This is a genomic window from Pseudomonas halotolerans (genome assembly GCF_039581215.1).
GTDB classification, from domain to species: Bacteria; Pseudomonadota; Gammaproteobacteria; order Pseudomonadales; family Pseudomonadaceae; genus Aquipseudomonas; species Aquipseudomonas tehranensis.
In genome coordinates, this window is sequence record NZ_JBCNTJ010000009.1 from 1 (window position 1) to 17,180 (window position 17,180).

Below are 17,180 nucleotides of genomic sequence, written 5' to 3' on the forward strand. Positions count from 1 at the left end.
CGCTCCCACAGACGAATGCATTCCCCTGTGGGAGCGGGCTTGCTCGCGAAGGCGGCTCGTCATGCCGCATCACTTTCCAGTTGGCAATAAAAAACCGGGAAGCAACATCTTCCCGGTTTTTTATCGAGCAGGCCTCTGTCAGCGGTTAAACCGCTCCACCAAGGAATACTGGGTATTGGCGGTGCGGGTCAGTTCTTCGCTCAGCAACGCCGAGCTGTGGGCCTGGCCCGAGGTCTGGTCGGCCAGTTCCGAGATGTTGCTGATGTTGCGGCTGATCTCTTCGGCCACCGAACTCTGCTCTTCGGTAGCGGCAGCGATCTGTGTGGTCATGTCGGTGATGTTGGCCACCGCTTCACTGATGCCCACCAGCGCCGCGTCCGCTTCCATGACCCGAGCCACGCCTTCTTCGGCCTGGCGGTGGCCGGCATCCATGGTCTGCACGGCATTGGTGGCGGTCTGCTGGAGCTTGGCGATCAGGGCGTGGATCTGCCCCGTGGACTCACTGGTACGTTGCGCCAGTTGTCGTACTTCATCGGCTACCACGGCAAAGCCTCGGCCCATTTCCCCAGCACGGGCTGCTTCGATGGCGGCGTTGAGGGCCAGCAGGTTGGTCTGGTCGGCAATGCCTTTGATCACGTCCACCACGCCACCGATCTCGTCGCTGTCCTTGGCCAGTTGGGTTACGGTCTGCCCGGTCTCGCCCACCACCACCGACAAACGTTCGATGGCTTCACGGGTTTCCCCGGCGATGTCGCGTCCGCGACTGGTCAGGCGATTGGCTTCCTGAGTGGCGTCGGCAGTGCGTTGCACGTGGCTGGCGACCTCCTGGGTGGTCGCAGCCATCTGATTGACCGCTGTGGCGACCTGTTCGGTTTCCACCCGCTGACGCTCCAGCCCACTGGAGCTGTTGTGGGCCAGGGCGTTGGATTGGCTGGCCTGGTCGTTGAGGTGCTCGGCGGTATCCTGCAGGCGCGTCAGACAGGTTTTCAGGCGAGCTTCCTGGCTGAGGATCGACATCTCCAGGCGCGCCTGGACGCCCCGGCTGTCGGTGTACATCCTGGCGATCAATGGGTCGGAGGTGGTTTGTTCGGCCAGGCGCAGCAGGCGCTTGATCCCGCGTTGCTGCCATTGCAGGCCCATCAGGCCCAGCGGCACCGAGAGTGCGGCAGCCAGGGCAAAGCCCCAGGAGGAATTGAGAAACGCGCCAACGACGAAGCTCAACTGGCTGACCAGGATAAACGGCAACCAGTCCTGCAGGATCGGCAGCCACTTGTCGCTGCGCGGGATCGCCGGCTTACCTTGGTTGATGCGTTGATAGAGCGCTTCCGCCCGGGCGATCTGCTCGGCGGTGGGCTTGACCCGCACCGATTCGTAGCCAACCACCTGGTTGCCTTCGAACACGGGGGTGACGTAGGCGTTGACCCAGTAATGGTCGCCGCTCTTGCAGCGATTCTTGACGATGCCCATCCATGGCAAGCCTTGTTTCAGCGTGTCCCACATATGGGCGAACACGGCCGACGGCACATCGGGATGGCGTACCAGGTTGTGGGGCGCGCGGATCAGTTCCTCTTTCGAAAACCCACTGATTTCAACGAACGCGTCGTTGCAATAGGTGATCACACCTTTGGCATCGGTAGTGGAAATCAGACGTTGTTGGGCCGGGAAGGTCCTTTCGCGTTGTGTGACGGGCTGGTTGTTACGCATGATGTGTAGATCCGCAAGGCTGTGAAAGGTTGTCGGCGCCGTCAGGTTTTTATTGAGGTTATTTTTCCGGTCGGTATCACGCCAGCATTGGGTAGGTAAATAGGGCGAAATGAAGCAGATTGAGGCCAAAGTGGGCAGCAATCGCCGCCCCCAGCCCACCAAAGCGATAAGCGAGGCCGTAACCGAGCCCCGCCATGCCTGACAGCAGCACCCATTGCCATCCCGCCCCGGCATGCACCAGGCCGAACAGCAGCGAGGCCAGGAGCAGTGCCAGGTTGTCGCCATAGCTCAGATGCTTGAAGCGCCGGATCAGGCCACCCTGAATGTAGCCACGAAACAGCGCTTCCTCCACCAGCGTCACCAATAAAAGATTATTGAGTACCCATAACCAGGCCAGCTCCGGCCACTTCGGTGCCCAATGGATCATTCCCAGCAGCATTGCCCCGCCCAACGCCAGCACGGCGCTCAGGGTCAGGCCCAGGGCCGTGGCCTGTATCGACAGGCGAAGCGAGCGCCTGCCGATGATCCAGGGACACGCCAGCAGTAACCAGAAGCCGATCAGCGGCTTGTCCTGATTCAGGTACATGGCAAATGGCACGGCATCATCGGTGAAGCGTTGCGGCGGGATCGCCCGACCGTTGAAAAAGCCCGGCATCCAGTGCAAGGCCAGCGCCAGGGCCATCACCACAAATAGGGCATGGCCGAGAAACTGGCCAACCGGCGTCTGCTGCTGGCGCACCGCATACCCGGCGAACAGCAACAGCGCGACCGAGATCGCAGCAGTCCAGGCCAGTTGGCCGAAGGCCAGGGCAAGGGCATAGCCGATGGAAAGAAAGGCCAGGTATGGCCAGGGCAGGGCAGGCATAGCACATCCTTGGAGATTGGAAGCGGTTAGAGCTGGCAAGACGGGCGGGATTATAGGCAGGCCGATACAAAAACACCGCCCATAAAAGGCGGTGTTTTTGTAAGACGCTTCTTTTTATCCCGCAATTAATTGCCGTAGGACGTAATGCAGGATCCCCCCAGCCTTGAAGTACTCCACTTCATTAAGGGTATCGATCCGGCACAACACCTCGATTCGCTCCTGGCGCCCGTCCTCGCGGGTGATGACCAGCGGCAGGTTCATGCGGGGCGTCAGTTCGACGTCGCTCAGGCCCAGGATGTCCAGGGTTTCCTTGCCGGTGAGGTTCAGGCTCTTGCGATTCTGATCGAGCTTGAACTGCAACGGCAGCACGCCCATGCCCACCAGGTTGGAGCGGTGGATGCGCTCGAAACTCTCGGCGATCACCGCCTTGACCCCCAACAGATTGGTGCCCTTGGCTGCCCAGTCCCGACTCGAGCCGGTGCCATATTCCTGTCCGGCGATCACCACCAGAGGCGTGCCGCTGGCCTGATACGACATGGCGGCGTCGTAGATCGGCATTTTCTCGCCACTGGGGATGTAGATCGTATTGCCGCCTTCTTCGCCGCCGAGCATTTCGTTGCGGATGCGGATATTGGCAAAGGTGCCGCGCATCATGACCTGATGGTTACCGCGCCTTGAACCATAGGAGTTGAAGTCCCGGGGCTCCACGCCCTGTTCGCGCAGATAGCGGCCGGCCGGGCTGTCGGTCTTGATATTGCCGGCCGGGGAGATGTGGTCGGTGGTCACCGAGTCGCCGAGCAACGCCAGGACTCGAGCGCCCTCGACATTTTTGATGACCGGCGGTGGCCCGCTGATGTTCTCGAAGAAGGGCGGGTGCTGGATGTAGGTCGAATCCGATTGCCAGACGTAAGTCGCCGCTTGCGGCACCTCGATAGCCTGCCATTGCTCATCACCGGCAAACACGGCGGCGTATTCCTTGTGGAACATGCTCGTGTTCACCTGGGCCACCGCGTGGGCGACTTCCTGGCTGCTGGGCCAGATATCCCGCAGGTACACCGGGTTGCCGTCGCGGTCGTTGCCCAGCGGTTCACTGCTGATGTCGATGCGCACCGTGCCGGCCAGGGCATAGGCGACCACCAGGGGCGGTGATGCCAGCCAGTTGGTTTTGACCAACGGGTGCACGCGGCCTTCGAAATTACGATTACCCGACAGCACCGAGGCCACCGTTAGGTCAGCGCTCTGGATGGCTTTTTCGATGGGCTCGGGCAATGGCCCCGAGTTGCCGATGCAGGTCGTGCAGCCGTAACCCACCAGATCGAAACCCAGTTTGTCCAGGTATTCGGTCAATCCGGCGGCCTTGTAGTAATCGGTGACCACCTTCGAACCCGGCGCCAGGGAACTCTTGACCCACGGTTTACGGGTCAGGCCTTTCTCTACGGCCTTTTTCGCCAGCAGCCCGGCGGCCATCATCACGCTGGGGTTGGACGTGTTGGTGCAGGAGGTAATGGCTGCAATCACCACCGCGCCGTTCTTCAGGCGATGGGTCTGGCCCTCGAATTCGTACTCGGTTTCCCCCACCTGATCGGCGTTGCCTACCGCGACCCCACCGCCCCCCTCGCTTTCCAGGCGGCCCTCTTCCTTGCTGGTGGGTTTGACGTTGAGGCCCAGGAAGTCACTGAAAGCCTGGCCGACATTCGGCAGCGAGACTCGGTCTTGAGGGCGCTTTGGCCCGGCGAGACTGGCCTCGACGCTACCCATGTCCAGTTCCAGTGTGTCGGTGAATACCGGTTCCTGGCCGGGCAGCCGCCACAGGCCCTGGGCCTTGCAATAGACTTCCACCAGCTTCACGGTTTCGGTCGGACGTCCGGACAGGCGCAAGTAGTCCAGCGTCACGTCGTCCACCGGGAAGAAGCCGCAGGTGGCGCCGTATTCCGGGGCCATGTTGGCGATGGTGGCGCGGTCGGCCAACGGCAGGTCGGCAAGGCCGTCGCCATAGAACTCGACGAATTTTCCCACCACACCTTTCTTGCGCAGCATCTGTGTGACCGTCAGCACCAGGTCGGTGGCGGTGATGCCTTCGCGCAGCTTGCCGATGAGCTTGAAACCAATGACTTCTGGAATCAGCATCGACACCGGCTGGCCGAGCATGGCCGCTTCGGCCTCGATCCCACCGACGCCCCAGCCCAGAACACCCAGGCCATTGATCATGGTGGTGTGGGAATCGGTGCCCACCAAGGTGTCCGGGAACGCGTAGGTGCGTCCGTCTTCCTCTTTGGTCCACACGGTGCGGCCCAGGTATTCGAGATTGACCTGGTGGCAGATGCCGGTGCCCGGCGGCACCACGCTGAAGTTGTCGAAGGCGCTCTGGCCCCAACGCAGGAAGGCATAGCGCTCCCCGTTGCGCTGCATTTCGATATCGACGTTCCGTTCGAACGCCTGGCTGCTGGCGAAATTGTCCACCATCACTGAGTGGTCGATCACCAGGTCCACGGGTGAGAGCGGGTTGATCCGCTGCGGATCGCCGCCGGCCTTTTCCATGGCGGCGCGCATGGCGGCTAGGTCGACCACGGCCGGGACGCCAGTGAAGTCTTGCATCAGTACCCGAGCAGGGCGGTATTGAATTTCCCGGTCGGAGCGACGCTCCTTCAGCCAGCCGGCGAGGGCCTTGAGATCGGTGCCGGTGACCGTTTTTTCATCTTCCCAGCGCAGCAGGTTCTCCAGCAGCACTTTGAGGGACATGGGCAACCGGTCCAGGTCACCCAGGCTTCGGGCGGCGTCCGGCAGGCTGAAATAGTGGTAAGTCCTGGAATCGACTTGCAGCGTTTTAAGGGTTTTCAGGCTATCGAGGGACGGCATTGAAATGACTCCTTTGAGTCCGCACGGCTACGGACTGACGGGACGGGCAGAGCCTTTAACCTAGCCCTGTTTTAAGCGTATGACTAATCACAGGACACCATAGGCAGGTTTGGGGTTCCGAACTCCGCTATCATGCGCCGGTTTTCGTGACAGGCTTTGCTACGGAGTTTCAATGAACACGCTTTTCATGCACTGCCGACCAGGTTTCGAAGGCGAGGTCTGTTCCGAGATCGCCGAACACGCCGCGCGGCTGAACGTGGCCGGCTACGCCAAGGCCAAGCCGGCCAGCGCTTGCGCCGAATTTGTCTGCACCGAAGACGACGGCGCCGAGCGACTGATGCGTGGCCAGCGTTTCGCCGAGCTGATTTTTCCGCGTCAGTGGGCGCGCGGCACCTTCATCGATCTGCCGGAAACCGATCGCATCAGTGTCATCCTGGCCCACATGGCCGATTTCCCGACCTGCGGCAGCCTGTGGTTGGAGGTGGTGGACACCAATGACGGTAAAGAACTGTCGAACTTCTGCAAAAAATTCGAAGGGCCGCTGCGCAAGGCGCTGACCGGCGCCGGCAAACTGGTGGATGACCCGTACAAGCCGCGCCTGCTGTTGACCTTCAAGAGCGGTCGCGAAGTGTTCCTGGGCCTGGCGCAGCCCGATAATTCGGCCATGTGGCCGATGGGCATTCCACGCCTGAAATTTCCTCGCGAGGCACCGAGCCGGTCCACCCTCAAGCTGGAAGAGGCCTGGCACCACTTTATTCCTCGGGATCAGTGGGACGAGCGCCTGCACAGCGACATGACCGGTGTGGACCTCGGCGCCGCGCCGGGCGGCTGGACCTGGCAACTGGTCAACCGCGGCATGCTGGTGACGGCCATCGACAACGGGCCGATGGCCGAAAGCCTGATGGAAACCGGTCTGGTGCAGCACCTGATGGCGGACGGCTTTACCTTCAAGCCCAAGCAGCCGGTGGACTGGATGGTCTGTGACATCGTCGAGAAGCCGGCGCGTAATGCGGCGATGCTGGAAGAGTGGATCGGCGAAGGGCACTGCCGCGAGGCGGTGGTCAACCTCAAACTGCCCATGAAACAGCGTTACGCCGAAGTCAAACGCCTGCTCGAACGCATCGCCGAGGGCTTCAAGGCCCGGGGTATCAAGGTCGAGATCGGCTGCAAGCAGCTGTACCACGACCGTGAGGAAGTGACCTGCCACTTGCGGCGGCTGGACACGAAAAAGCCCAAGTCCCGCTAACGATCACAAGGTCATGAAAGTTATCTGTGGGAGCGGGCTTGCTCGCGAAAGCGGTGTGTCAGTCAGCACTTGAATAGCAGACAGATCGCTTTCGCGAGCAAGCCCGCTCCCACAGGTAAAGTGCCAGACCAGGGGTGACCGCGCAGCGACATTGCGCGACAATGCCCGCCAGTTTCAGGAGTAGAGCATGAGTGAAATGAACGATACGCCGGTCGACGGCACGTTGGATGCCACGGGGCTCAATTGCCCGGAGCCGGTGATGATGCTGCACCAGCATATCCGCGACCTGGCCCCCGGCGGATTGCTGAAGGTGATCGCCACCGACCCTTCGACCCGCCGTGACATCCCCAAGTTTTGCGTGTTTCTCGATCACGAACTGGTGTCCCAGCATGAGGAGGCTGGCACGTACCTCTACTGGATCCGCAAGAAGCTCGCTTAACCCGCCGAACGACTGATGCGGATCTGCTTGCGTGCGCTGCGGGCCAGGCGAATCGACAGCATCAGCGCCGCGCAGCTCAAACCCACGATCAGGCCCTGCCACAAGCCACTCGGGCCGCTGGCCGCGCCGAGCCAGTCGGTCAGGCCCAGGATGTAACCCACGGGCAGGCCAATGCCCCAGTAGGCGAACAGCGTCAGGATCATCGTCACCCGGGTGTCCTGGTAGCCGCGCAATGCGCCTGCCGCTGTGACCTGAATCGCATCGGAAAACTGAAACAACGCCGCATAGACGATCAGCATCGACGCCACTTCGATCACCACCGGGTCGCCGGTATAGATCGCCGCGATGGGCCCGCGCAGCCAGAACATCAGGCTCGCCGACAGGCAGGCATACGCCAGCGCCGTACCCATGCCCACTCCGGCGGCGAAGCGCGCTTCGCGAGGCTGGCGCCGCCCCAGGGCCTGGCCGACCCGTACTGTCACGGCCATGCCCAACGAATAGGGAATCATGAACACCAGGGAGCTGAAGTTCAGAGCAATCTGGTGCCCGGCCACCACCGTGGCGCCGAGGCTGCCGATCAACAGGGCAATCACCGCAAAAATGCTCGATTCGGCAAACACCGCGATGCCAATCGGCAGGCCGATGCCCAGCAGGCGCTTGATGACGGCCCATTTCGGCCAGTCGAAGCGGTTGAACAACCGGCTCGACTGGTAGGCCGGTGCCCAGCGCGCCCAGCCGGCCATGCCCAGGGCCATGAACCACATCACCAGGGCCGTGGCCCAGCCGCAACCGACGCCGCCCATGGCGGGCAGGCCCAGATGCCCGTAAATGAAGATGTAATTGAGCGGAATGTTCAGCGCCAGTCCACACAAACCCAGCACCATCGCCGGTCGTGTCCGGCCCAGCCCGTCGCTGAAGCAGCGAAGCACGTGATACAGCGCCACCGCCGGCAGGCCAGTGGCGATGCCTTGCAGGTACTCCATGCAGGGGCCGATCAGTTCGGGGTCCACATTCATGATGTGCAGGATCGGTTCGGCGCCGAGCAGCGCCAGCGTCGCAATCAATCCCACCACCAGCGCCAGCCACAACGCCTGGCGCACCAGCGGACCAATCTCGTCGAACGTGCCGGCGCCGAAGCGCTGGGCGACTTTCGGCGTGGTGGCCAACAGGGTGCCAGTCATCAACAGGAACACCGGTACCCAGATGGAATTACCCAAGGCCACCGCCGCCAGGTCCCGTGGTCCGACTCGCCCGGCCATCACCGCGTCGACAAACCCCATGGCAGTGGTCGCCAACTGCGCCACCATGATCGGCAATGCCAGGGCCAGCAGCGTCTTGAGCTCCAGGCGAACCCGGGCCGGGCGGGAGAGGGAGGTGGTGTCGTCGATCACAGGATTCACAGGCCAAACGTCCGAAAAAAGATAAGCGCGAGGCGCCGCATTCTACGCCTTGACACAGTGGTCAGGAAAAAACCTGTGTTGTGGATTTGTAATCGTTTAGCTGGCATGCGAATACCTTGTGGCGAGGGGATTTATCCCCGCTCGACCGCGCGGCAGTCGCAAAGTCGCAGGGGCGCTGCGCACCCAACGGGGATAAATCCCCTCGCCACAACATCATTCGCTTCGGGTAATGCACAGGCCTAACGGAACGCCTACACTGCCCATCCCGCCAAAGGAGCTCTGCCATGCTGATCGTCGCTGACGAAAATATTCCCCTGCTCGATGCGTTTTTCCAAGGTTTCGGTGATATCCGCCGGGTCCCGGGGCGGGGCATCGACCGGGGGATGGTCGAGCAGGCCGATGTGTTGCTGGTGCGCTCTGTCACCCAGGTCAATCGCGCGTTGCTGGAAGGCAGCAAGGTACGTTTCGTCGGCACCTGCACCATCGGCACCGATCACTTGGATCTGGATTATTTCACCCAGACCGGTATTCGCTGGGCCAGCGCACCGGGCTGTAACGCCCGTGGCGTGGTGGACTACGTGCTGGGCAGTCTGATGACCCTGGCTGAGATCGAAGGCGCGAACCTCAAGCAGCGCACCTTTGGCGTGGTCGGTGCCGGGCAGGTGGGCGGGCGGTTGATTGAGGTGCTCAAGGGCCTGGGGTGGACGGTGAAAGTCTGCGACCCACCCCGTCAGGCTGCCGAAGGCGGCGATTACGTGAGCCTGGAGCAGATCATCGAACAGTGCGATGTGATCAGCCTGCACACACCGTTGACTCGCGACGGGGCGCAACCGACCTGGCACCTGTTCGATGAGCAACGCCTGCGCCGGCTCCAGCCCGGCACCTGGCTGATCAATGCGGCCCGTGGACCGGTGATCGACAACACAGCGCTGCGCGAGGTGCTGCTGGAGCGCGAAGACCTGCAAGCGGTGCTGGATGTCTGGGAGCATGAGCCGACTGTCGATGCGGATCTGGCTGACCTGTGTGTGATCGCGACCCCGCACATTGCCGGTTACAGCCTTGATGGTCGCCAGCGTGGTACGGCGCAAATCTACGAAGCGCTGTGCGCGTTCCTCGAGCAGCCGGTTGCGATCAGGCTGGGCGACCTGTTGCCCCGGCCTTGGCTGGCGGGCATCACACTGGATGCTGAGACGGATCCGGACTGGGCGTTGGCGATGCTGTGCCGTGGCGTGTACGACCCACGCCGCGACGACGCGGATTTTCGTCGCAGCCTGGTGGGAACGGTCAGCGAACAACGCAGTGCCTTCGATGCCTTGCGCAAGCATTACCCTCCGCGTCGGGAGATCGACAGCTTGAAGGTTCGCATCGAAGGGCAGTCGCCGGCGTTGCAACAGATCGTCAGCGCTCTGGGTGCCATCACCCTTTAATCGTCTTGTGGCGAGGGAGCTTGCTCCCGCTCGGCTGCGCAGCAGCCGCCAGGTTTTGGGCCTGCTTCGCAGTCCAGCGGGAGCAAGCTCCCTCGCCACAAGAGACAACCCACAAGTGTCCGCAAAAAGGCTGCGGGCATAAAAAACCCGACATCAAGGTCGGGTTCAATCGAAGACGGGCTGTATCACTTTTGTTCGGCAGGTTTGACCAGTCGTTTTTCCAGCTCGCTGCAGGCTTTCTGGATCATGTCTTCGGTGATCGGTACTTCGCGCCCTTGGGCGTCGATGAACGAGCAGCCCAGAGACTGGTCCGGTTGCGTGCGGATCACTTGAATCTTGTCGTCGCTGCTGTGTTGCAAGGACATGGCCTGTCTCCTCATCAGGTTGTGTGCCTATTTTAGTGTCGCCAGGTGACCGAGCCATGACACTCCTTGTAGGTTCATGGCGACAGCTCCACTCAATCAGAAACGCAGTCACGTTTCCAGCCAGACTTTAGACCGATAACATCTAGCCTCTAGTCGTTACGGTCATATTTAACCTGACTCATTCTGATTCAACCAAGTTCCGCTACGCTTCGGCACCCTGGGTGGTCCATTCCTGCTGTACTTATCGGATGCTTCTGATGCTTTCTTCCCAACAACGCCGCGCGATACGCCTGGCCAGTGGTTTCATTGCTCCTTATCGCAAGCAGGTGGCTGGCGCCTTATTGGCCCTCATCGTCACCGCCGGTATCACCTTGTCCATGGGGCAAGGCATCCGGTTGCTGGTGGACCAGGGGTTCATGACGCGCTCCCCGCACCTGCTCAACCAGTCCATTGGCCTGTTCATGGTGCTCGTGGTGGGATTGGCGATCGGCACTTTTTCCCGTTTCTACCTGGTGTCCTGGATTGGCGAGCGGGTGGTGGCCGATATCCGCCGGCAGGTCTTCAATCATCTGGTGTATTTGCACCCGGGCTTTTACGAGAACAACCGCAGCTCGGAAATCCAGTCGCGCCTGACCGCCGATACAACCTTGTTGCAGTCAGTGATCGGCTCGTCGTTGTCGCTATTTCTGCGCAACGCCTTGATGGTGGTCGGCGGCATTGTGTTGTTGTTCATCACCAACCCCAAGCTCACCAGCATCGTGGTGATCGCGCTGCCGTTGGTCTTGGCGCCGATCCTGATATTCGGGCGGCGAGTGCGCAGCCTGTCGCGCCAGAGTCAGGACCGCATTGCCGATGTCGGCAGCTACGTCTCCGAGACGCTCGGCCAGATCAAAACCGTGCAGGCCTACAACCATCAGGTCCAGGATGAGCGGCGCTTTGCGGTGACCGTGGAGCAGGCCTTCGACACCGCCCGCAAGCGTATTGCCCAGCGGGCCTGGCTGATCACACTGGTGATCGTACTCGTGCTGGGGGCGGTGGGGGTGATGCTCTGGGTCGGGGGGATGGACGTGATCGCCGGGCGGATTTCCGGTGGTGAGCTGGCGGCGTTTGTGTTCTACAGCCTGATCGTCGGCAGCGCCTTTGGCACCCTGAGCGAAGTCATCGGAGAGTTGCAACGGGCGGCCGGAGCGGCTGAGCGCATTGCCGAATTGTTACGTTCGGAAAATATTATTCAGCCGCCGACCTCTGGCGTCGTGACACTGCCTGAGCGGGTTCGGGGCGATTTGCGTCTGGAAGGCGTGCGCTTCGCCTATCCGTCGCGGCCGGACAGTTATGCGGTCGACGGCCTGGATCTGAGCGTCCAGGCTGGCGAGACCCTGGCCCTGGTCGGGCCGTCTGGTGCCGGAAAATCCACGGTGTATGACCTGCTGCTGCGTTTCTACGACCCGGCACAAGGGCAGATCCTTATCGACGATGTACCGCTGACCCTACTCGACCCGCTGGACCTGCGTCGCCATTTCGCCCTGGTTTCGCAGAACCCGGCACTGTTTTTCGGTACGGTTGAAGAGAACATCCGCTACGGCAACCCCGAGGCGACGTCCGAGCAGGTGCGCGAAGCCGCGCAGATCGCCCACGCTCACGATTTCATCGAAAAAATGCCGGAGGGTTACCAGACCCACCTGGGGGACGGCGGTCTGGGGTTATCGGGCGGTCAACGCCAACGCCTGGCCATCGCCCGGGCGCTGCTGGTGGACGCGCCGATCCTGCTATTGGACGAAGCCACCAGTGCCCTCGACGCGCAAAGCGAACACTTGATCCAGCAAGCGCTGCCCAGCCTGATGAAAAATCGCACCACCCTGGTCATCGCCCACCGCCTGGCCACAGTGAAAAATGCCGACCGGATCGCGATGATGGACCAGGGCAAAGTGGTTGCCGTGGGCACCCATCAGGAACTGGTCGCCAGCAATGCCCTGTATGCAAGGCTGGCGGCGTTGCAGTTCAATCAGCAAGGCGAGCCTGCTCAATGACTGACCCCGAATCCCCCAACAGCCCGGCACAGCGGTATCGCCTTACTCAGTCGGATAAGCGGGCTTGCGTGCAGGTTGGTTGAACTCTGCTCCCACAAGTCCCCGCAACCAACCAAAAAAATGCCCGCATCTTTCGATACGGGCATTTTTTGCTGTCCAGGAACAGTTTGCCGCTTGAAGCTTCACGCTTGGCGCTAACGCCTACTGATCATCAAAATACCGCTCATGCCAGTCCACCAGCGGTTGCGGCGAGTTGAGTTTCTGGCCGTAGATCACCGAGTACGACAACACGTTCTGCACGTATTGCCGGGTTTCGTCGAAGGGGATGCTTTCGACCCAGACATCGAAGCTCAGGTGGTCGGCACCGCGCAACCACTGGCGCACCCGACCGGGGCCGGCGTTGTAGGCGGCGGAGGCCAGGACGCGATTGCCGTTGAACTGGCTGTGAACCTGACTCAGGTACGCCGCGCCCAGTTGGATGTTTTTGTCCGGGTTCAGCACTTGCCTGGGCGAGGCCAGGGGAATGTTGAACTTGCGCGCGGTTTCCTTGGCGGTGGCCGGCATCAACTGCATCAGGCCGCTGGCGCCGACACCGGAGCGTGCATCTTCCATGAAGGCACTTTCCTGTCGAGTGATGGCAAACACCCAGCTTGAATGCAGGCCGCGAACCTTGGCTTCCCGCACCAGGGTGTCGCGGTAGGCCATTGGGAAGCGAATATCCAGATCGTCCCAATACTTGGCTTGGCTGATGGTGCGGATCGCCGGAAAGTACCATTTCAGATCGTAGGCCAGTTTCGCCTGGGCGACCATTTCGTCCCGGTTGAAGTGGCGGGTGACGTGATACCACTCGCGGCGACCGTCGACGATCTGACCCCGGGCATGAAACTCCAGGGCGCGACGAATACCTGGTGTGTTGCGCACTTTATTGATCAGCGCCTGGCTCATCACCAGGGGCTTGTTGTTGAGCGAATAGGGCGATTGGGAACGATCGGCGGCCAGGAAACCGTAGAAGTCCCGCTCACGGGCCAGCTGCTTGTAAAGCGTCAGTGCCTCGGGATTCTGAGGCTGCGCCAGCTCCAGGCTGCGAGCCTGCCAGTAACGCCAGCGACTGGTGCTGGCCAGCGTCTCGGGCAGGCGGCGGGTCAACTCATAGGCGTCGTCCCAGCGGGCCAGGCGCAACAGCAGGCGCAAGCGCCATTCCGAGACGGTATCGTCGCGCAGTTCCGGGTCGTATTTTGTCATCACGCCCAGGGCGCGGCTGTCGAAGCGCTTGGCCAGGGTCAGGCCTATTTCCCGGGCGATGGCTACTTTTTCGTTCTTGGAGAAGTGCATGGAGCTGGCGTAGCCGTCCAGCAGCGCCATGGCCTTCTCTGGATCCTGGCGGGCCAGGCGCCGCAAGCCGAGGCTGACGATATCGGCCATTGGCTCATCGGCCGGGCTGAAGCGCGATGGCTGATTGAGCAGTTCCGGTTTTTGCGCCACATCCACCAGTAACTTGCCGCGAGGCGCGAGGGAGGTCAGGCCGCTGATCAGGCTTTTGGCCAGTGGGTAATTGCGGGCGTGGGCGGCCAGTTTGGCGCGCTCCCAGCGTTTCTGTTCAGTCAGTTGACCCTGACTCGCCCACAGGCCGAACAGCGCATCGCACGCGGCCGGTTGGGATTTGCCGGTGAGCCAAAGCTTTTCGGTGTTGGCGTAGCCTTCGGCCTTGAGGCCATGACTGAGCTGATACTGGGCGTTGAGACAGTCCAGTTCGGTGAAGTTGAGCTTGGGGTCGTAATACTTGACGAAGGTTGCCCAATCGCCGCGGTCGGCCAGCCAGCGCAACCAGCGCAATTTCATCCAGCTGGCCTGGGGCAGGTCGCCATGCTCGGCGAGAAATTTCTCGATTTCGGCATTGCTGGCGCTCTTGAGGCGAGCGGTCAGTTCGTCGTAGGCCAGATAGGGCTCCAGCGGGTAATCACGCAGGGCCTGGCTGTAGCGAAAATAGGGGCCGGAATCACCTTTGGCCAAGGCACGCTTGGCTTCATCGTAATACTGACGCTGGGTGGAAATATCCACCGCCTCGGCGGTTTGAACGGCAGTGGCACATACAAAAAAACAAGATAAAACACTGAAAAGGCGACTGCGCATGATACGTCCGGGCAGAAAAAAACATGACAAGCCCAAGGTCTGACCCCGGGTAACTGTCTGTAGCTTAGCCTTTTGCCAGCAATGGGCGAAAGCTTTGCGGGGGCATCCGCGCAAGTTCGCAACATTTGTTATGCAGAGTGCTTCACTGGCGAAATTGGCGGACTTCTGGGGCCTCATCTCAGGTAGAATGCGCGCCCGGTTTTTGGAGAAGCTCATGACCCTGCTCAAATTCAGCGATGTGTCCCTTGCTTTCGGCGCTATGCCGTTGTTGGACAAGGTGTCCTGGCAGATCGCCCGTGGTGAGCGGGTGTGCATCATCGGCCGCAACGGCACTGGCAAATCCAGCATGATGAAGCTGGTCAAGGGCGATCAGAAGCCCGATGACGGCTCGGTCTGGCGCGCGCCAGGCCTGAAAATCGGCGAATTGCCCCAGGAGCTGCCGGTGGCCGACGAGCGGACGGTGTTCGACGTGGTCGCCGAAGGCCTGGACGGTGTCGGCGCGCTGCTGGCGGAGTATCACCACCTGAGCCAGAACATCGTCACCGACGCTGATCTGGACAAGTTGATGCATGTGCAGCATGACCTCGAGGCCCGTGATGGCTGGCGCCTGCAGCAGTTGGTGGACAGCACCCTGAGTCGCCTGCAACTGCCGGCCGACAAGACCCTGGCCGAGCTGTCCGGTGGCTGGCGTCGCCGGGTGCTGCTGGCCCAGGCCCTGGTGTCCGAGCCGGACCTGCTGCTGCTCGACGAGCCCACCAACCACCTGGATATCGGCGCCATCGCCTGGCTTGAAGAAGCCTTGAAGGATTTCCAGGGCGCGGTGCTGTTCATCACCCACGACCGTTCTTTCCTGCAGAACCTGGCGACCCGCATCCTCGAGCTGGATCGTGGCGGCCTGATCGACTGGAACGGCGACTACGCCAGCTTCCTGGTGCACAAGGAAGCGGCGCTGGCGGCGGAAGAAACCGCGAACGCGCTGTTCGACAAAAAGCTGGCCCAGGAAGAAGTCTGGATTCGCCAGGGTATCAAGGCCCGCCGCACCCGCAACGAAGGCCGTGTACGGGCGCTCAAGGCCCTGCGCATGGAGCGCAGCGAGCGTCGCGAGCGCACCGGCAAGGCCAATATTCAGTTGGATACCGCTGACAAGTCCGGCAAGCAGGTGATGGTGCTTGAGAACGTGAGTTTTGCGCACCCTGGTGGCCCGTTCCTGATCAAGGACTTTTCCATGGTGCTGCAGCGCGGTGACCGCATTGGCCTGCTGGGCGCCAACGGCACCGGCAAGACCACCCTGCTCAAGCTGATGCTCGGCGGCCTGGTGCCGACCAGTGGCAAGGTGGAGGAGGGCACAAAGATCGACGTCGCCTACTTCGACCAGTTGCGTCATCAGTTGGATCTGGAGAAAACCGTTATCGACAACGTGGCTGAAGGCCGCGATTTCATCGACATCGACGGCCAGAGCCGCCATGTCTTGAGCTACCTGGGCGACTTCCTGTTCAGCCCTCAACGTGCCCGTACCCCGGTCAAAGCGCTGTCCGGCGGTGAACGTGCGCGTCTGCTGCTGGCCAAACTGTTCAGCAAACCGGCGAACCTGCTGGTGCTCGACGAACCGACCAACGACCTGGACGTGGAAACCCTCGAGTTGCTGGAAGAGGTGCTGCTGACCTTCAACGGCACTGTGCTGATGGTCAGCCACGACCGGGCATTCCTCGACAACGTGGTTACCAGCACCCTGGTGTTCGAAGGCGAAGGCCTGGTGCGTGAATACGTCGGTGGTTATCAGGACTGGCTGCGCCAGGGCGGTTCGCCACGTCTGTTGGGCGTGACTGAGAGCAAGTCCGGCAAGGCCGACCTGAACTCGGCGGTGGTCAAGGCCGAGCCTGCTCCGGTGGCTGCCACAGCGGCCCCGGCCCCGGCGAAAAAGAAGCTCAGCTACAAGTTGCAGCGTGAGCTGGAAGCGTTGCCGGGTGATATCGACGCGAAGGAACAGCAGATCGCAGCGGTGCAGGCCGAAATGGCCGACGCAGGCTTCTACCAGCGACCTGCCGCCGAAACTGCCAAGGTGATCGCGCATCTGGAGCAGTTGCAGGCCGAGCTGGACGCATTGGTCGAACGCTGGGCTGAACTGGACGCTTGATCCCGTACGCTCAATGACTGTGGCGAGGGAGCTTGCTCCCGCTTGAGTGCGAAGCACTCACCGCTAGGGGCCGCTACGCAGCCCAGCGGGAGCAAGCTCCCTCGCCACAGGTTCAGTGAACTCCTTGGGTGAATCAGCTGCGCTTGACCAGATGCACCGCCAGCACGTCGCAAGGCGCGCCATGCAGCACATCGTTGGCGGTCGAGCCCAGCAGCAGCGCCAGGCCGTGACGGCCATGGCTGCCCACGACGATCAGGTCGCAACCCTGTTCCTTGGCCAGGTGATGGATCTCCTGGCGCGGCTGACCGTAGGTCAGGTGGCTGTATTCCTTTTTCAGGGCAGGGTATTTCACGATCAGCCGGTCAAGGCGTTCCTTGGCTTGATCGAATTGTTGTTGTTGCAACTGGGAAAGGTCCATCGGCACATCACCACCGAAGGCCATGGCCATGGGTTCGACGATGTGAACCAGCGACAGTTTGGTGTCTCGACCTTCGCAAAGGGCCAGAGCACGCTTGACGACGGGATCACATTCTTCAGTGAGGTCGACGGCGACCAGGACGTGTTCGTAGTACATGGAAGGTACTCCA

12 protein-coding genes are annotated in these 17,180 nt (G+C 61.5%); 5 read left to right on the plus strand and 7 right to left on the minus strand.

What is annotated here, in order from left to right; all coding sequences use genetic code 11:
* Window positions 1-138 precede the first annotated feature (138 nt).
* The 3 genes from AAIS01_RS13925 to acnA form a co-directional block, all read right to left on the minus strand.
* Window positions 139-1,704: a methyl-accepting chemotaxis protein gene (locus AAIS01_RS13925; RefSeq protein ID WP_343469432.1), complete on the minus strand. Its 1,566-nt coding sequence runs from the start codon at window positions 1,702-1,704 to the stop codon at window positions 139-141.
* A 76-nt stretch (window positions 1,705-1,780) separates the two neighbouring features.
* Window positions 1,781-2,569, minus strand: coding sequence for a CPBP family intramembrane glutamic endopeptidase (locus AAIS01_RS13930; RefSeq protein ID WP_343469433.1), 789 nt, complete (start codon window positions 2,567-2,569; stop codon window positions 1,781-1,783).
* Between the two features lie 114 nt (window positions 2,570-2,683).
* A complete protein-coding gene (gene acnA / locus AAIS01_RS13935) occupies window positions 2,684-5,425 on the minus strand; it encodes an aconitate hydratase AcnA (protein ID WP_343469434.1) in 2,742 nt (913 codons plus the stop codon).
* A gap of 172 nt (window positions 5,426-5,597) precedes the next feature.
* Between acnA and rlmM the strand changes: the two genes are divergently transcribed.
* Together rlmM and tusA are read left to right on the plus strand one after the other, a co-directional pair.
* Window positions 5,598-6,671, plus strand: a complete 1,074-nt coding sequence (rlmM, locus tag AAIS01_RS13940; protein ID WP_343469435.1) for a 23S rRNA (cytidine(2498)-2'-O)-methyltransferase RlmM — start codon at window positions 5,598-5,600, stop codon at window positions 6,669-6,671.
* Between the two features lie 187 nt (window positions 6,672-6,858).
* On the plus strand, window positions 6,859-7,110 hold the full coding sequence (gene tusA, locus AAIS01_RS13945) for a sulfurtransferase TusA (RefSeq protein ID WP_343469436.1): 252 nt from the start codon (window positions 6,859-6,861) through the stop codon (window positions 7,108-7,110).
* On the opposite strand, the gene AAIS01_RS13950 is transcribed toward tusA, so the two are convergent.
* Complete coding sequence (locus tag AAIS01_RS13950) at window positions 7,107-8,510, minus strand: MATE family efflux transporter (protein WP_343469437.1); 1,404 nt, start codon at window positions 8,508-8,510, stop codon at window positions 7,107-7,109. The genes tusA and AAIS01_RS13950 overlap by 4 nt on opposite strands.
* 284 nt (window positions 8,511-8,794) lie before the next feature.
* Between AAIS01_RS13950 and pdxB the strand changes: the two genes are divergently transcribed.
* On the plus strand, window positions 8,795-9,937 hold the full coding sequence (gene pdxB / locus AAIS01_RS13955) for a 4-phosphoerythronate dehydrogenase PdxB (RefSeq protein ID WP_343469438.1): 1,143 nt from the start codon (window positions 8,795-8,797) through the stop codon (window positions 9,935-9,937).
* 185 nt (window positions 9,938-10,122) lie between these two features.
* Here the strand turns inward: pdxB and AAIS01_RS13960 are convergent, their stop codons facing one another.
* On the minus strand, window positions 10,123-10,302 hold the full coding sequence (locus AAIS01_RS13960) for a PA1571 family protein (protein ID WP_003199629.1): 180 nt from the start codon (window positions 10,300-10,302) through the stop codon (window positions 10,123-10,125).
* 248 nt (window positions 10,303-10,550) lie between these two features.
* Here AAIS01_RS13960 and AAIS01_RS13965 point away from each other — a divergent pair, with 248 nt between their 5' ends.
* Window positions 10,551-12,329 (plus strand): ABC transporter transmembrane domain-containing protein, encoded by a 1,779-nt coding sequence (locus AAIS01_RS13965; RefSeq protein WP_343469439.1) that lies wholly within the window; start codon window positions 10,551-10,553, stop codon window positions 12,327-12,329.
* A gap of 201 nt (window positions 12,330-12,530) precedes the next feature.
* Here the strand turns inward: AAIS01_RS13965 and AAIS01_RS13970 are convergent, their stop codons facing one another.
* The gene (locus AAIS01_RS13970) at window positions 12,531-14,459 is read right to left on the minus strand and encodes a transglycosylase SLT domain-containing protein (protein ID WP_343469440.1); all 1,929 of its coding nucleotides are present in this window, start codon (window positions 14,457-14,459) and stop codon (window positions 12,531-12,533) included.
* Window positions 14,460-14,673: 214 nt separating this feature from the next.
* Between AAIS01_RS13970 and AAIS01_RS13975 the strand changes: the two genes are divergently transcribed.
* Entirely contained in the window at window positions 14,674-16,593 is a 1,920-nt protein-coding gene (locus tag AAIS01_RS13975) for an ATP-binding cassette domain-containing protein (protein WP_343469441.1), read from the plus strand.
* 133 nt (window positions 16,594-16,726) lie between these two features.
* On the opposite strand, the gene AAIS01_RS13980 is transcribed toward AAIS01_RS13975, so the two are convergent.
* The gene (locus tag AAIS01_RS13980) at window positions 16,727-17,167 is read right to left on the minus strand and encodes a universal stress protein (protein ID WP_343469442.1); all 441 of its coding nucleotides are present in this window, start codon (window positions 17,165-17,167) and stop codon (window positions 16,727-16,729) included.
* Window positions 17,168-17,180: the final 13 nt, after the last annotated feature.

What these genes read in the sequence shown, in the direction of transcription:
- AAIS01_RS13925 (WP_343469432.1), bottom strand. Translation starts at nt 1,704, where the DNA reads ATGCGTAACAACCAGCCCGTCACACAACGCGAAAGGACCTTCCCGGCC.
- AAIS01_RS13930 (WP_343469433.1), bottom strand. Translation starts at nt 2,569, where the DNA reads ATGCCTGCCCTGCCCTGGCCATACCTGGCCTTTCTTTCCATCGGCTAT.
- acnA (WP_343469434.1), bottom strand. Translation starts at nt 5,425, where the DNA reads ATGCCGTCCCTCGATAGCCTGAAAACCCTTAAAACGCTGCAAGTCGAT.
- rlmM (WP_343469435.1), top strand. Translation starts at nt 5,598, where the DNA reads ATGAACACGCTTTTCATGCACTGCCGACCAGGTTTCGAAGGCGAGGTC.
- tusA (WP_343469436.1), top strand. Translation starts at nt 6,859, where the DNA reads ATGAGTGAAATGAACGATACGCCGGTCGACGGCACGTTGGATGCCACG.
- pdxB (WP_343469438.1), top strand. Translation starts at nt 8,795, where the DNA reads ATGCTGATCGTCGCTGACGAAAATATTCCCCTGCTCGATGCGTTTTTC.
- AAIS01_RS13960 (WP_003199629.1), bottom strand. Translation starts at nt 10,302, where the DNA reads ATGTCCTTGCAACACAGCAGCGACGACAAGATTCAAGTGATCCGCACG.
- AAIS01_RS13965 (WP_343469439.1), top strand. Translation starts at nt 10,551, where the DNA reads ATGCTTCTGATGCTTTCTTCCCAACAACGCCGCGCGATACGCCTGGCC.
- AAIS01_RS13970 (WP_343469440.1), bottom strand. Translation starts at nt 14,459, where the DNA reads ATGCGCAGTCGCCTTTTCAGTGTTTTATCTTGTTTTTTTGTATGTGCC.
- AAIS01_RS13975 (WP_343469441.1), top strand. Translation starts at nt 14,674, where the DNA reads ATGACCCTGCTCAAATTCAGCGATGTGTCCCTTGCTTTCGGCGCTATG.
- AAIS01_RS13980 (WP_343469442.1), bottom strand. Translation starts at nt 17,167, where the DNA reads ATGTACTACGAACACGTCCTGGTCGCCGTCGACCTCACTGAAGAATGT.